The organism is Cognatilysobacter terrigena, assembly GCF_004361065.1.
GTDB classification, from domain to species: Bacteria; Pseudomonadota; Gammaproteobacteria; order Xanthomonadales; family Xanthomonadaceae; genus Cognatilysobacter; species Cognatilysobacter terrigena.
On the sequence record NZ_SELT01000011.1, the window covers coordinates 55,366 to 71,364 of the forward strand.

The following is a 15,999-nucleotide window of genomic DNA, read 5'->3' on the forward strand; positions in this document are numbered from 1 at the left end:
GCGCACCGTCGGCAGAGCATGCGGTCGAGCGACCTGGCCATCACCGTTTCCGGCGGTCGATGCCCGCCGGATGCATGTGCCGAGGAGGTTTGCATGTTCGAAGACCGGTCCGCGAATGAGCTCGACAAGCTGATGAATGGCAGTTCCGAGTTCAAGCAGCTCTATCAACGCCACCAGGATCTCGACCGACGCGTCATGAACGCCGAACTGGGCATCAGTCCCGTCGATGATCTCGAGCTCACGCGGATGAAGCGCGAAAAGTTGCACGCCAAGGACCGCTTGGTCCGCATGGCCGACACGCTCTTCCACTGAAGACGCCGCCGCGCCGTCGCCGACCCCGGTTGGCGACGGCGCCAGGGCGTGCACCGACGCCCGCTAGAATGGCGCGATTCCCGGCAGCACGGATCCGCCATGCCCCTGCATCAATCTGTCCTCGAGCTGATCGGCGCGACGCCGGTCATCAAGGCCCAGCGCCTCGACACAGGCGTCTGCGAGCTCTACCTCAAGCTCGAAAGCCAGAACCCCGGTGGATCGATCAAGGACCGCATCGGCCTCGCCATGATCGAGGCCGCCGAGAAGCGCGGTGACATCAAGCCCGGCGACACGCTCGTCGAGGGCACCGCCGGCAACACCGGCATCGGCCTTGCGCTGGTCGCGCAGCAGAAGGGCTACAAGCTCATCCTCGTCGTGCCCGACAAGATGAGCCGCGAGAAGATCTTCAACCTCAAGGCGATGGGCGCGCAGGTGGTGCTGACGCGCAGCGACGTCGCCAAAGGCCATCCCGACTACTACCAGGACATGGCCGCGCGCATCGCCGCGGAAACGCCGGGCGCGTACTTCATCAACCAGTTCGGCAACCCCGATAACCCGGCTGCGCACGAGTTCGGCACCGGCCCGGAAATCCTCGCGCAGATGGCCGAGGTCGGCGGTGTCGACGCGATCGTGTTCGGTTGCGGCAGCTCCGGAACGATGACCGGCCTCTCGCGTTGCTTCGCCGAGAAGTCGCCGCATACCGAACTCGTGCTCGCCGATCCGGTGGGTTCGATCCTCGAGGAATACATCAATCGCGGCACGCTGTCGGAGAAGTCGGGCAGCTGGATGGTCGAAGGCATCGGCGAGGACTTCCTGCCGCCGATTTCCGATTTCACCCGCGTCAAGAAGGCCTACGCGATCGCCGATCGCGAGAGCTTCCTCACCGCGCGCGAACTGCTGGAAAAAGAGGGAATTCTGGGCGGTTCGTCGACCGGCACGCTGCTCGCCGCCGCGCTGCGGTACTGCCGCGAGCAGACCACGCCGAAGAAGGTGCTGGTGTTCGTCTGCGACACGGGCAACAAGTACCTGTCGAAGATGTACAACGACTACTGGATGCTCGACAACGGCTTCATCCAGCGCGAGCAGCACGGCGACCTGCGTGACCTCATCCTGCGTCCGTACTCGCAGCGCGACACCGTGGTCGTCGGTCCGAAGGACCTGCTGGTCACTGCGTACCAACGCATGAAGCTCTACGACGTCTCGCAGCTTCCGGTGATGGACGGCGACGAGCTCGTCGGCATCGTCGACGAATCCGACGTGCTGCTGCATGTCTACGGCGACGAACAGCGCTTCCGTGACCCCGTATCGACCGCGATGGTCAGCAAGCTCGACAAGGTCGACGTGCGGTCGCCCATCGAAGCGCTGCTGCCTGTCTTCGACCGCGGGCATGTTGCGATCATCAGCGACGGGCAGCGCTTCCTCGGGCTGATCACGCGGATCGATCTGCTGAATTACCTGCGTCGCCGCGTCCAGTAATCACGCGGGTCGTCGGTCGGAGTCGGCCATCGTTTCGGCGTGCCCGAAGTGCGCCGAACGCCTTGAAACTGAACGCTTTAGGCCTGCGGCGCGATGCTAAAATCCGCGGCCGCCAAGAAGGACCCCGGGTCGATGCAGAACGAGAGCAAGCCCCACGGGCTCGGCACGCTGGCCATCCACGCCGGCCAGTCGCCCGACCCGAGCACCGGCGCCGTGATGACGCCGATCTACGCGACGTCCACCTACGTGCAGTCGAGCCCTGGCGAGCACCAAGGCTTCGAGTACTCGCGCAGCCACAACCCGACCCGCTTTGCGTACGAGCGTTGCGTCGCGGCGCTGGAAGGCGGCACGCGCGGCTTCGCGTTCGCGTCGGGTCTCGCCGCGACGTCGACCATCCTCGAGCTGCTCGATTCCGGCAGCCACGTGATCGCGATGGACGATGTCTACGGCGGCACGTATCGCCTGTTCGAGCGCGTGCGTCGCCGCAGCGCGAACCTCGATTTCAGCTGGGTCGACCTCACCGATGCCGCCGCGTTCGAAGCCGCCATTCGGCCGGAAACGCGCATGGTCTGGATCGAGACGCCCACCAACCCGCTGCTCAAGCTCGTCGACATCGAGCAGATCGCCGCCATCGCCCGCAAGCGCGGCCTGATCGTGGTCGTCGACAACACCTTCTGCTCGCCGATGATCCAGCGCCCGCTTTCGCTCGGTGCCCACATCGTCATGCATTCGGCGACCAAGTACCTCAACGGCCACTCCGACATCGTCGGCGGCATGGCGGTTGTAGGCGACGATGCGGAACTCGCCGACAAGATGGCGTTTCTTCAGAACGCGGTCGGCGGCGTGCAGGGGCCGTTCGACAGCTTCCTTGCATTGCGCGGGTTGAAGACGCTGCACCTCCGGATGAAGGCGCATTGCGAGAACGCGATGGCGCTCGCCGAATGGCTGCAGTCGCATCCGGCGATCGAGCGCGTGATCTATCCGGGGCTGGCGTCGCATCCGCAGCACGAGCTCGCGAAGCGCCAGATGGATGGCTTCGGCGGAATGGTCACCATCTTCGTGAAGGGCGGCCTCGACGCAGCGAAGCGATTCTGCGAACGCACCGAACTGTTCGCGCTCGCCGAGTCCCTCGGCGGCGTCGAGAGTCTCGTCAACCATCCCGCGAGCATGACGCATGCGTCGGTGCCGCCGGAGCGGCGCGCGCAGCTCGGGTTGTTCGACAACTTGGTGCGGTTGAGTGTCGGGGTCGAGGATCTTGGCGACCTGCGACGGGACATTGAACAGGCGCTTCAATGACTGCTCCGGCCCTACACAGCAGCATACGCGGCTACCCCACGAGCCCAGGCAGCCTCCTCGCCGGTTTCGTGCACGATCGCCGATTGATCGGCCAACTCACGCAACGGGAAGTGGTGGGGCGCTATCGCGGTTCCATGATGGGGGTGGCATGGTCGTTCCTGCATCCCTTGCTGATGCTGGCTGTCTATACGTTCGTCTTCAGCGTTGTGTTTCGGGCGCGCTGGCCGGGCGTGATGGCGGAGCAGGGGCGGGCGCGGTTCGCGCTGATGCTTTTCATCGGCGTCATCGCACACGGTTTGGTGGCCGAGGCGATTACCAAGGCGCCCGCGTTGATTGTTGGCAACGCCAGCTACGTGAAGAAGGTCGTCTTTCCACTTGAAGCGCTGGTCTGGAGTTTGGTCGGCTCCGCGACGTTCCATGCGGTCGTCAGCTTGAGCATTCTTCTCTTGGTCAAGTGGACTACTGAGCACTGGGTGCCCGTGACGGCATGGTGGTTGCCGGTAACACTGTTTCCGCTCGTCATGTTTTCTCTGGGGATCGCCTGGCTGTTTGCGGCACTAGGCGCTTTCCTGCGCGACATCGGTCAGCTTGCCGGTCTTCTCGCAACAATCCTGATGTTCATGGCGCCGGTGTTCTATCCGATCGCATCGCTGCCGGAGCCTTATCGCGCATGGATCCAGCTCAATCCCCTGACCGTCGCGATCGAGCAGAGCCGGCGCATCGTGTTCGACGGACTACCGCCGGATTTTAAGGCGCTAGGTATCTATTACATCGCGGCATTCTTGGCCATGGCGTGCGGCTACGCGGTCTTCCAGAAGTTGCGTCGGGGGTTCGCGGATGTCCTCTGACGATGCGGTCGCTATCCGGGTCACTGATGTCGCTAAGTGCTACCCGCTTTACGACCGGCCTGAACACAGGTTGCGGCAGGCTGTCATGCCGCGTTTGCAGCGGCTGTTCGGTCTCAGAACGAAGTCCTATTTCCGCGAGTCATGGGCGTTGCGCGGCGTGTCATTCGAGATCGCGCGCGGCGAAACCGTGGGCATCATTGGACGCAACGGCTCGGGGAAATCGACTCTGCTGCAGGCGATCTGCGGGACGCTGGTGCCCACCCGCGGCGACGTGCGCACCGGCGGCCGAATCGGCGCGCTGCTGGAGCTCGGCAGCGGTTTCAACCCGGAGTTCACTGGGCGTGAGAACGTTTACATGAACGCGGCGATTCTCGGCATGGAACGCGACGAGATCGATGCCAAGTTTCAGCGCATCGTGGACTTCGCTGATATTGGCGATTTCATCGACCAACCCGTGAAGACGTACTCGAGCGGAATGTACGTGCGACTCGCGTTCGCGGTGATCGCGCACGCCGAGGCCGACATCCTCGTCGTCGACGAGGCGCTGTCAGTAGGCGACGTCTTTTTTGCCCAGAAGTGCATGCGGTTCCTTCGCGATTTCCAGCAGAACGGGACCGTGCTGTTCGTGAGTCACGATGCATCGGCCGTGATAAATCTTTGCGATCGGGCGATCTGGCTCGACAAAGGCGAGCTGCGACTCGACGGTCCCGCGAAGACGGTATGCGAGGCATACCACGCCAGTGTCTACGGCCACGCGGTACACGCGCCGGTCGCGGTGCGCACCGACCGCGACACACCGGCCGACGCTTGCGTGGACGTCGATGAAAGCAGTTTCAGAGTCCTACCGTTCGATCGGAATGCGGCATCGTTCGGCGATGGGGGTGCTGCAATCACGGAGGTCGTGTTCGAAAGCGCGTCCGGTGCGCCTCTGTCACAGTTCGAGGGCGGAGAACTCGTCCGTCTCAAGGTCATTGCGCGGATCGAGCGCGACGTTCGGAGTCCGATCGTCGGCTACTTCATCAAGGACAGGCTCGGCCAGCAGATTCTCGGCCGTCACACGTATCTCGATGAAGCGCCGCCGCCCGCGCGCCCGGGTGACATCGTCGAGGCCGTGTTCGAGTTCCGGATGCCATGCCTACCGCGCGGGCGTTACACCGTCGACGTTGCATTGGCCGACGGCACCCACCATGACCACGTGCAGGCCGTGTGGATGTACGACGTTCTGGCGTTGGAATCGGTTCCGTCGACGGTGACGATCGGTCTCGTCGGCCTTCCCTACCGTTCGATCACACTTGACGTTCGCGCCGCGAGCGCTGTCTAGCCACCCTTCGAGGCGCCCCATGCACGCCAGTTCCTACGAGCATATGCGGCGACTTGTCGACGCCCATCTGCAGCCGTCGAGTCCTTTGGCCGTCGTCGACATAGGGTCGTACGACGTCAATGGATCGTATCGAACGCTGTTCACCGACCCGGCATGGCGCTACACCGGCGTCGACCTCGAGTCCGGCCCTGGGGTCGACGTCGTTCTGCACAGCCCGTATCGATTGCCGTTCGCCACCAGTTCGGTCGACTTGGTCGTGTCCGGGCAAGCATTCGAGCACGTGGAATTCTTCTGGCTGAGCTGGCTCGAGATGCTGCGTGTACTCAAGCCTGGCGGTCGTGTGTTTCTCATTGCGCCGTCCCGCGGGCCGGAACACCGGTATCCGCAGGATTGCTGGAGGTTCTATCCCGACGGATATCGTGCGCTTGCCAAGTTTGGGAGCTGCGATCTCCTCCAGGTCAGCACCGACTGGGAGCCGGACTCCGATCCCGGCAGCGCGGCGTGGGGTGACACCGTCGGCGTTTTCGTGAAGCGCCCGCTGCGTCCACGCGAGTACGCGTTCCAGACTGCGATGCGCCTGGCCGGACGGCTGATACCTGGAGGCGGCCGATGATCTTCAGGCCCAACGGTGGGATGACGCTGGTGCCCGACCGCGTGCCTCCGAGCGCGTGGACCGGTCACGTACCGTTCGCCGGTTGGATCGTGGAGGCCGCGCGGCCGCGGTCCATCGTCGAGTTGGGGACACACAACGGCACGTCGTACCTCGCACTCTGCCAGGCGGTCGCGCGCCTGCAGCTCGACTGCCGATGCGCCGCGGTCGACACCTGGCAGGGCGACGATCATGCCGGCCATTACGGCGAGGAGGTGTTCGCGACTCTGTCGAGCTATCACGGCCCACGGTACGGCGCGTTCTCACAACTCCTGCGCATGACTTTCGACCAAGCGCTGCAGCAATTCGAGGACGGATCGGTAGACCTCCTGCACATCGACGGTCTCCACACGTACGAGGCGGTCTCGCACGACTTCACAAGCTGGCTGCCCAAGCTCAGCCGACGGGGTGTCGTGCTGTTTCACGACACCCAAGTGCGGGAACGCAACTTCGGTGTGTGGAAGCTGTGGGGGGAGATCAGCTCACAATATCCGGCGTTCGAGTTCAGCCACACTCACGGGCTGGGCGTGCTTGCGGTCGGCGAGGAGGTCCCGGCGCCGGTGCGTTCACTTACATCCACCGCCGGCACGGCCGAGGGCGTGTTCGTCAACGACCTATTCGCCAGGTTGGGCGAAGCGGTGCGTTGCAGAGCTGAACTCGAGACATGTCGGGTGACGCTTGACGCGCGCGAGTCGGCTTTGGCCGAGTACGTGTCAGCACATGCAGGGTTGACGCGACAGGTGCAAGAGCTCGAGTCGGCGGTTGCGGCGGCGTCGACGCGGGTGTCCGATGCGGAAGCTGCTGCCGCGTCGGCCCAGGCGGCGAACGCCGCGAATGGAGACATTCGCGCCGCGATCGACGCGGGTTCCTCCGCCACTGCTGCCGGCCTGGTCGAACTGCGCGGCGCCAATGCAGACATTCGCGCCGCGATCGATGCGGGTTCCGCCGCCACCGCTGCGGCCCTCTCGCAACTGCGCGACACCATGTCCGACGCGATGTCGCAGCTCAGCGAAGCGCTCAACGAGCGTGGGCAAGAGGTTGCGCGGCTTCGCGACGACATCGCCGAGGCCGAGCGTGCACGCGTGTCGCTGGAGGCGGCGCGCAGCGCCCAGGCAATCCAGCTGGACGACGCCCTTTCGCAGCTCGCACAGTCGCGCGCAGCGCATGCGGTGGTTGAGGAGCGTCTGCTCGTCGAGCAACGTCGTTATGGAGATTTGGCGGACGAAATGTCACGTATCGAGGAACTGCTGCTCGCGTGGAGCGAGCCGTCAGGCGCTACCGATGGCGTGACAGCGGCGTCAACTTCTAGCCGGATCGATCTGCAATTCGCGTTGCTTCGAGCTGAAGCCGCTGACTGCCGCGAACGGGTGCAGGCCCTCGACGCCCAGCTGCAGGTCATCCAAAAGTCGAGGAGTTGGCGTTGGACAGGTTTTTTGCGTCACGTCAATCGCATGATTCAGGGAAATTGAGCATGATGGGAGTCAAAGCCAACATCGGGCGCGCGTTGCGGGCGCTTTACCTCGCGCTGCCTGTCGGCTGGGATGCCCGACTTGCCTTTAAGGCGTTCGTGTTCCGCAACTTTCCGGGAGTGTTCGCACGTACGAACAGCTACCGACGCTGGCGCGCGTTCCAAGCGCCGTCGCGTGACGCCGCCGCACCGTTCGTCGCAAGCGCAGGTCCGAGGGTGGAGTCGCCTGAACCGAGGCTGCTTCCGCCCGCGCCGTCGCCATCGGCGAGTGCCGAGCGCTACATTCGCGACCTCGTCGGCTACAGCGTATCGGGCCGTGCGCCGTCTTACGTGCCACTGGACGACACCCTCACCGCGCCGGTCGCGTGCAAGGCGAAGGCGATCGCGTTCTATCTGCCGCAATTCCATCCGATCGCTGAGAACGACGAATGGTGGGGGCGCGGGTTTACCGAATGGACCAACGTATCGCGTGCTGTGCCCCAGTTCGTCGGCCACTACCAGCCCCGTCTGCCGGGTGAACTGGGCTTCTACGACCTGCGGCTGATTGACGTGATGCGTCGTCAAGTCGACCTAGCGCGCCTTTTTGGCGTCCACGGGTTCTGCTTCCATCATTACTGGTTCAATGGACGCCGTTTGCTGGAACGTCCGGTCGATCAGTTCGTTGCGAGCGACATCGATTTCCCGTTCTGTCTGAGCTGGGCCAACGAGAACTGGACGCGTCGCTGGGACGGCGCCGAAAGCGACATTCTGCTGGGCCAAACCTACAACGACGACAACGACGAGGCATTCATTCGCGACCTCGTCCCGTACTTGCAGGATGCGCGATACATCCGCGTCGACGGAAGGCCGCTCATCATCGTTTACCGGCCTTCATTGTTGCCCGACTGCCGTCGCACACTTGAGCATTGGCGAACGTACTGTCGCGAGCACGGGATCGGTGAGATTTTGCTCGGAATGGTGCAGTTCGACGTCGACGATCCGCGCACGTATGGCTTCGATTTCGCTGTCGAGTTTCCACCGCATAAAGTCGCGCGCGGCCTGCCCTGCATCAACGACCGGCTGGACGTCGTCAATTCCGAGTACGAGGGCTACGTCGTGGACTACGCCGACGTCGTTCGTTCGGCGGTCGGCCAGCCGGTGCCAGACTATCCACTTGTGCGCGGTGTTTTCCCGTCCTGGGACAACGAAGCGCGCAAGCCGGGTCGCGGATACACCTTTGCCCATTCGACCCCGGAAGCGTACGCGGGATGGCTGCGCGATGCTGTCGACTTTGCGCAGGAAAGACCCGTTGCCGGTGAGGCGATGGTTTTCATCAACGCATGGAACGAGTGGGCAGAAGGCGCGCATCTCGAGCCGGACCGCCGTTTCGGTTATGCGTACCTCCAGGCGACCCGTGATGTCCTGGCCGTAGAACAGGTCATTACCGTTCCGACGCCACCGTGTCGCGTCGCGGTCTTCACGCATGACGGTCATCCGCACGGTGCGCAGTACCTCGCCTTGAGCATCGTCCGCGAACTCGTGTCGATGGGAATTGCCGTCGAGGCCGTGTCACTGGGGGAGGGGGCGCTGCTTCCAGAATTCGAGCGACTCGCGCCGCTGCGACGCGCCGCCTTGGCCATAGACGATGTCGAGCTCCTCATCAGCTCGCTAGTCGCAAGTGGCGTGACGCACGTGATCGCGAATACAACGGTCTGCGGACCAGTGGTCGAGCGCTTGAGCGTCGCGGGAATCCCCGTCGTGGCGCTCGTGCATGAGCTGCCCGGTGTCATCCGCCAATTCGGTTTGCAGGAGAGCGCGCGGGCGATAGCTCGATCCGATGCTCGTATCGTGTTTGCCGCGACCGCCGTGCGCGACGGCTTCTGCTCGATGCAACCCCTCGACGAGGCACGCTGCATCATTCGTCCGCAGGGGCTCTACAAGCGCAATCGCTATTCGGTTGATGAAATCGACGCCGCTCGGCGGGAGCTGCGGGAGCATCTCGGCATCAATGCTTCCGCTCGCATCGTGCTCGGCGTCGGGTATGCGGACCTGCGGAAGGGTGTCGACCTCTTCGTCGAGGCGGGGCGAACGTTGATGGCGGCAGACCCCGAAGCTCACTTCGTCTGGCTCGGCCATCCGGATCTGGCGATACAGGCAGAGATCGAACGGCAGGTCAGTGCCAGCGGCTTCAGACAGCGTTTCCATTTTGTCGGCCGCCGGGACGACACCGACGTGTTCTACGCGGGGGCGGACGTATTCGCGCTGACGTCGCGAGAGGATCCTTACCCGACCGTGGTCATGGAGGCGTATGACGCCTGCCTGCCGGTCGTCGCCTTTGCTGGCTGCGGTGGTTTTGAAGAATTGCTGCGCTCGGTCGAAGGCGTTTTGGTAGACGCGTTTGACACGCAGGCGTTTGCGTATGCCTGTCGCGACTTGCTGACGGACACAGCACGCGCCTCCGAAATGGGGCGGCGCGCTCACGAGTTTGTCGAATCGGAGCGCTCGTTCCGGGCATATGTCTTCGATCTGCTCGGGTACCTTGGTATTCAGCTTCCTCGCGTCAGCGTCGTGGTGCCGAATTACAACTATGCGCACTATCTGCCCGAGCGCATTTCAACGATCGACGCGCAAACCGTTCCGCTATTCGAGATCATCGTTCTCGACGACGCATCGACCGACGACAGCCTTAGCGTGCTCAGGGCACTACGACGGAAAACACGAAATCCTCTGCGTATCGTCGATAGTCGGACGAACTCCGGTTCGGTATTCAAGCAGTGGCATGAAGGCGTCGCGCGCGCGCGCGGTGATTTGGTGTGGATAGCCGAGGCCGACGACAGTGCGGAAGCGGACTTTCTCGCAACCGTCACCGCCGCATTCGCAGATGCGTCGGTGGTAATGAGCTACTGTCAGTCGACCCAGATTGATGCGCGAGGAGCGGAACTCGCGCCCAATTACCTGGACTATGTGGCCGAGTTTGGGCGTGAGCGCTGGGTGCATCCATTCGTTGCATCGCTCGACGATGAGCTCGCGAATGGCTTGGCTGTGAAAAATACGATCCCCAATGTCAGTGCGGTCGTCTTCCGTCTTAGCGCGCTGCGTGCGGTATTGCAAGCGCACATCGCCGACATCGCGGCGTTCCGCATCGCGGGTGACTGGCTTCTTTACCTTCGTATGCTTGAGCGCGGGTCGCTCGCGTTCACCCCCAGTTCCCTCAATCGTCATCGCCGGCATGGCGGCAGTGTGACGTTGGGTGGTGACAACGCACCGCATCTCCGCGAAGTGCTGCAGGTCCAGAATTGGGCTCGCGAAACGTATCCTGGTGCGGTCGCAATGGGCGAGTGCAGCGACACCTATGCACAAAAGCTGTACGAGCATTTCGGGCTCGGTGTGGCTGCGATTGACATCTATCGGGATGAACGTTTCCGCGCGCTTCTTGCTGGACCTCCCAGGTCACGGATGGGCGAAATGAGTCGGAGCGCGTGATGGGCGTCGCAGCAAGCACATTGGAGAAGTCCCGCCTGCATTTCCTCGACGCAGCACGTGGCTTAGCAGCGGCTTACGTCGTCCTCTACCATATGGTGCTCATCCCTGAGCCAGACCTCGCGATGCCGCGATGGGCTTCGCTGGTCGTCGGCAACGGTGGGATGGGCGTGACGCTCTTCTTCATCGTGAGTGCGTTTTCGCTCTGCTACACGATGCCCGCGCGCCGTCGCGAGCCCGCGCCGTGGGTCAGCTTCTTTGTGCACCGATTCTTCCGAATCGCGCCGCTCTTCTACGTGTGGATTGCGCTTACCCTGTATCGAGACATGAAGCTTTTCAACGCGTCCCACTCGCCCGTTGAAATTGCGCTCAGTGCATCGTTCCTGTTCAACCTCGTGCCGAACATGCAGGGCGGCTTTGTCTGGGCGAGCTGGACCATCGGTATTGAGATGGTCTTCTACGCCATGTTTCCCGTATTCCTCGCATTCGCTAAGAATCGGAGCCAGGCTGCGGCGTTCGCCATCGCCCTGCTGCTAGGCTGGTGGGCGCTGCGCGGTCTCGCGCCGTATTGGCCCCTCGCGATGGATGCGCGTGACTCCATTCTCCAGTGGAGCGTTCTGCGCCACTTGCCGGTTTTCGCCTGCGGCGTGGTCGCGTATTACGTCTTCATGGATGCGGCGTCGGACAGCGGCCTGCTTGATCGAGGGCGACTGCTGCTGGTAGCGGGTTTAGCGGTTATCGCCGCGCTTCTCAATGGTTGGCTGCCCGACATTTACGGTGACCTCTACTACTGGCAGGCTGTCGGATTCACGTTCGTGCTGCTGGGGCTCGCGTACTGCCCGGCGCGCATCTTCGTCAATCGAATCACTCGCTATCTCGGCCGGATCAGTTATTCGCTCTATCTCAACCATCCTACGATCGTGCTGTTGCTCGCCCCGATCTACGCGTCGTTATTCCGCCAAGTACCAAATGCGACGCTCGCATTCCTGGCCTGCATCGTCGTGACGTTCATGGTGACCATCGTCGCGGCCGAACTGACCTTCCGCCTTGTTGAGCAGCCGGGCATCAATCTCGGAAAGCGCGTCAATCGTTCGATACAGAATGCGATTTTGGATCGTCAGCGCGACGACGAATCCCGACAGCGTACGACATCCCTTCCTAACGTCTCGGAGAAGCCCTGATGAACCACACATACCGTTCTTTTGCGTTGGCCTGCGCAGCTGTCATGGCCGTCTCGGCGTGTAGCGAGCCGACAGCACCCGCTTCCGCCCCATCGTCGACGTCCGCACCCGCGGCCGCGTCCGGAGCCTCGGCGGGGGCTCCCGAGGCCGCAGCGAGCGCGCCAGGCGCCACTCCGACGCGCCTTCCTGTGGAAGCGCTCCAAACCTCCCTCACGCCTTCGTCCAGCTGCAACCTGGAATACATGGACGACGTGCTGCTTGGCAGCGAAGTCGTCAAAGCACCCAGTCGTCAGTTCAAGGTAACCGGCTGGCTCGGCAATGAAGGTGGGGCGTTGACTCGCCCGGCCCTGCGCTTCGAAGCCGCTAATGACAAGAGCGTCGTGTGGTCGGTACCGTTGACCGTCGACCGCGCTCGCGCCGACGTGGTGCAGTCCACGGGTCAGTCCGCCTTCGCGAACACCGGATTCCTCGTCGAGCTCAACGCCGCATCACTCCCCGCGGGTCAATACCACCTCTATCTCGTTGAGGGGGACGGCGCCGCGATGCGAGCGTGCGACAACGGCCGTCACATCGAACTCGGCTCTTAATGCGTCGGCGGGTCCGTCCGTGACGGTTCCGCGCCGCGAAACGCGTATTTCCCGAATAATGGAGTCAGTAATGGAAGTGGGACACGAAACCAACGCGCCGACGATTGATGCGTGGATTGATCAAGTCATCGCGAGTCAGATCACGCCACAGCGCAGCCCGCAGGGCGACCCACGTCCCGCGTTTCCGGACGCGACGTTGCAGGTCAATACCACGAGCCTGTCGGGGGAGTCCGCAATCCGTCAGGCGGGCGCGTTTTACGAGGATGTTACCCGGGCGCTGCAAGCCGGAGGAACGCCTCTCGGCGTGCGCGATCGTGTGCTCGACTTCGGCTGCGGATGGGGTCGGGTCGGACGTATGTTTCTGCGCGACGTCGCCTTGGCCTCGCTCGACGGGCTGGATGTCGATCCTTCCTTCGTCGCGATCTCGTCGCAGCTGTTCGGCACGTCCAATTTCCGTGTATGCCCGCCGGCGCCGCCATCGGGACTGGAGACGGATCGCTACGCACTGATCGTGTCGTATTCGGTGTTTTCGCATTTGTCCGAGGCGACCACGCGCGCATGGCTGGAGGAGTTTCATCGGCTCCTTCGTCCGGGCGGGCATGTTGCGTTCACTACGCGGCACGACACGTTCTTCGACTACATCCTTTGGGCGCGGACGGCAAATGGAGTGGGGGATTACACGGCTGCGCTAGGTCAGCTGTTCGACGACATCGAAGCACCGCGCGCCGCGCTTCGAGCTGGGCAGTTCATCCATGCAACGTCAGCCGGCGTCAGTGGCGGCGGTGTTCGCGACGAGTCGTTCTACGGCGAGACCTGGGTACCGGCGCAGTGGCTTGTTCGCGAGTTCGGTGAGAAGTTCGACGTGGTCGCGACATGCTTCAACCCGGAGCGCTACGACCAGGTCGCCTACGTCCTGCGGAAAAGGTGAGTGATGAAAGTAATCGACCGCAACGACTGGATGGCCAGCCGGCCTTGGCTTGATCTTGATGACGCCGACGTGGCGGGTTACGTGGCTAAGGTGTCGGACGAAGCCGACTTCGATCTGGAGTCGGCTCTTCACGCTTGGCGGCGGGACGGCGTCGTGCTGTTCGAGGATGTTGTTGACCGTCACCTGATCGATGCACTGGTCGAAGATGTCGCCTACCTACGACGTCACCACCGGGACTTCGACCTGCTGGTGGAAGTGCGCGGTGAGCAGAAGCATATCCGCGACCTGACCGACGAGGAGCTCGAGTATTCCGGGCTAAAGTTCAACAGCATCCACGCGATCTCGCGGGCCGCGGCGCACCTTAGTCTGACGCCGCGCGTCGCAGTGTTCTTGCGACATGTATTCGGGGATGCGCCCTGCGCCATGCAGTCGCTGACCTTCTATAAGGGCAGCCAGCAGCCCATTCACATCGACTATCCCTACGTCCGGTGTCAGTCACAGCTCGCGCACTTGGCCGCCAGCTGGATACCGCTGGAGGACATCGCGCCAGCGTCAGGACCATTGGCGTATTACCCCGGCTCGCATCGGCCGGAAGTGTCTGATTTTTTTGACTGGGGCGGTGGCTCGGTGCTGCTCGAGCCCGATAGCACGCGCACGCCGATCGAACTCAGTGAGCACCTTGCCGATCGTATGCGGGTTGCGTCGATCGAGCCGCGCGTCTACTGCCCGCGGAAAGGTGACGCGCTCGTTTGGCATGGCAATCTTTCCCATGAAGGCACGGCCATCGCGGATGCGTCGCTGACTCGGAAGTCCTACGTCACGCATTACACGTCGCTGTCCGCCTACCCGCGGGCGCACCTAAAACCCGGCGCTCCCGAGCAGGGCTGGATCGCGCGAGAGAACGGCGGATACGTGTTCGAGTACTCGTGGCTTGACGGCTTGCGTCAACTCCCGAGTGAGCGTCTCTTCACGCAAACGAGTTGAGGCAGGTATGCGACGCCGAACCCGGCCCCGGATATCGGGACCTCAGCGGCAGGCTCCATTTTCATTGTTGCCGGCTGTCCCTGCACGCAGGCGACGGGGGAAGCCGTTGTCGGGATGGGATGGGGCCTCGCTCGGCGCTCGGCGCAATCTGCAAGAGCGCTGCAAAGGAAGCGCGCCATGAAGACCGCGCCGGTCGAATGAGCTCGGCCGGTGCGCGCAATCTATTGGTACTGGTTGCAGACCTTCGATTCAATTCGCTACGGAGCCGGCATTGACCGGGACATAGCCGGCCCGGTCGCCTTGCAGGTGTGCACCTATGGTAAGGCTTGCTAGCAAGCTAAAAGAAAGACGACCGGCAGCGCGCTCGTCGCGTAAGTGGTGAAGCCGTTAAGTGACAGATCCACGTGACGCGGCGCCGCAACCGTCGTCACTGCATCTCAACGCCTCGGCGCATTTGAGCATGCGCTTCGTAAGGCCGAACTGATGCCACTCCAAAAAAATGCGAATGCAGTTCTCGACGCTTTTAGAGCGCGCGTTGCAGCTGCGGCAAAATCTGGAACAAATCGCCGACCAAGCCGATATCCGCGATCTCGAAAATCGCTGAGTCCGGATCTTTGTTGATGGCCACGATTGTCCCCGCGTCCTTGATGCCAGTCAGGTGCTGGATCGCACCAGAAATGCCAACCGCGATGTAGAGCTCTGGCGCGATGATCTTGCCGGTCTGACCGACCTGCATTTCGTTCGGCACGTAGCCGGCATCGACCGCTGCACGCGACGCGCCGACCGCTGCGCCGAGCTTGTCGGCGAGGTCGTAAATGATCTTGAAGTTCTCCGCAGACCCGACGCCGCGGCCCCCCGAAACAACGCGCTTGGCGCTCTGCAGGTCCGGACGGTCGCTCGAACCGGCGGCGAGGCCGACGAAGCGTGTATGCGCTGGCAATGAGGCGTCGACAGCGATCGCTTCGATCGGCGCATTGCCATTGCGTGTCGTTTCCGCAAACGACGCAGTGCGGATCGTCGCGACGACGATGACGCCTTCCGGCACTTCGACGGTGACGATCGCGTTGCCCGCATAGACCGGACGCTTGAACGTGCGTGCGCCTTCGACGGCCATCGCATCCGACACCTGCGGCGCGTTCAGCAGCGCCGCGACGCACGGCATCAGGTCCTTGCCGAACGTCGTGCTCGGACCGAACACGTGCGTGTAGTTCGCGGCCACCTTCGCGACCTGCGGCGCGAGCACCTGTGCGATGGCGTTGGCATTCGCGGGGTTCGAAACGGTGAGCACGCGCGTCACGCCGTCGAGCTTCGCGGCCTCGGCTGCGACCGCGGACACGTCATCCGCGAGCACGAGCACGTCGATCGCTTCAGGCGACAGCGCCTTCGCGGCGGTGACGCACTTGGCAGTGGAGGCGTTGAGGTGGCCGCCCAGGTGTTCGGCGACGATCAGGACCTTCGACATCGGAATTTCCTCGGTATACGACGTTCCC

13 protein-coding genes are annotated in these 15,999 nt (G+C 63.1%); 12 read left to right on the forward strand and 1 reads right to left on the reverse strand.

Annotated elements, in window-relative coordinates:
• Positions 1–93: 93 nt before the first annotated feature.
• From EVS83_RS08410 to EVS83_RS08465, 12 genes are all read left to right on the forward strand, one after another.
• Positions 94–312 (forward strand): HP1242/YdcH family protein, encoded by a 219-nt coding sequence (locus tag EVS83_RS08410; protein ID WP_133500596.1) that lies wholly within the window; start codon positions 94–96, stop codon positions 310–312.
• 99 nt (positions 313–411) lie between these two features.
• A complete protein-coding gene (locus tag EVS83_RS08415) occupies positions 412–1,788 on the forward strand; it encodes a pyridoxal-phosphate dependent enzyme (RefSeq protein WP_133500597.1) in 1,377 nt (458 codons plus the stop codon).
• A 132-nt stretch (positions 1,789–1,920) separates the two neighbouring features.
• Complete coding sequence (locus tag EVS83_RS08420; protein ID WP_133500598.1) at positions 1,921–3,084, forward strand: cystathionine gamma-synthase; 1,164 nt, start codon at positions 1,921–1,923, stop codon at positions 3,082–3,084.
• A gap of 83 nt (positions 3,085–3,167) precedes the next feature.
• A complete protein-coding gene (locus EVS83_RS08425; RefSeq protein WP_246022824.1) occupies positions 3,168–3,932 on the forward strand; it encodes an ABC transporter permease in 765 nt (254 codons plus the stop codon).
• Complete coding sequence (locus tag EVS83_RS08430) at positions 3,922–5,253, forward strand: ABC transporter ATP-binding protein (protein WP_133500600.1); 1,332 nt, start codon at positions 3,922–3,924, stop codon at positions 5,251–5,253. The genes EVS83_RS08425 and EVS83_RS08430 overlap by 11 nt, the downstream gene beginning before the upstream one ends.
• Positions 5,254–5,272: 19 nt before the next feature.
• Positions 5,273–5,866, forward strand: a complete 594-nt coding sequence (locus tag EVS83_RS08435; RefSeq protein WP_133500601.1) for a class I SAM-dependent methyltransferase — start codon at positions 5,273–5,275, stop codon at positions 5,864–5,866.
• Positions 5,863–7,371: a class I SAM-dependent methyltransferase gene (locus tag EVS83_RS15890; protein ID WP_208108722.1), complete on the forward strand. Its 1,509-nt coding sequence runs from the start codon at positions 5,863–5,865 to the stop codon at positions 7,369–7,371. Before EVS83_RS08435 ends, EVS83_RS15890 begins: the two co-directional genes overlap by 4 nt.
• Before the next feature lie 2 nt (positions 7,372–7,373).
• A complete protein-coding gene (locus EVS83_RS08445; RefSeq protein WP_133500602.1) occupies positions 7,374–10,832 on the forward strand; it encodes a glycoside hydrolase family 99-like domain-containing protein in 3,459 nt (1,152 codons plus the stop codon).
• A complete protein-coding gene (locus tag EVS83_RS08450; protein ID WP_133500603.1) occupies positions 10,832–12,010 on the forward strand; it encodes an acyltransferase family protein in 1,179 nt (392 codons plus the stop codon). Before EVS83_RS08445 ends, EVS83_RS08450 begins: the two co-directional genes overlap by 1 nt.
• Positions 12,011–12,252: 242 nt before the next feature.
• Positions 12,253–12,597 carry a hypothetical protein gene (locus EVS83_RS08455; RefSeq protein ID WP_133500604.1) on the forward strand — a complete coding sequence of 115 codons (345 nt, stop codon included), beginning with the start codon at positions 12,253–12,255 and terminating at the stop codon, positions 12,595–12,597.
• A 70-nt stretch (positions 12,598–12,667) separates the two neighbouring features.
• Entirely contained in the window at positions 12,668–13,525 is an 858-nt protein-coding gene (locus tag EVS83_RS08460) for a class I SAM-dependent methyltransferase (RefSeq protein WP_166636846.1), read from the forward strand.
• A 3-nt stretch (positions 13,526–13,528) separates the two neighbouring features.
• Entirely contained in the window at positions 13,529–14,509 is a 981-nt protein-coding gene (locus EVS83_RS08465) for a phytanoyl-CoA dioxygenase family protein (RefSeq protein WP_133500606.1), read from the forward strand.
• A 523-nt stretch (positions 14,510–15,032) separates the two neighbouring features.
• Here EVS83_RS08465 and EVS83_RS08470 read toward each other — a convergent pair.
• Positions 15,033–15,971, reverse strand: coding sequence for an electron transfer flavoprotein subunit alpha/FixB family protein (locus EVS83_RS08470; protein ID WP_133500607.1), 939 nt, complete (start codon positions 15,969–15,971; stop codon positions 15,033–15,035).
• Positions 15,972–15,999: the final 28 nt, after the last annotated feature.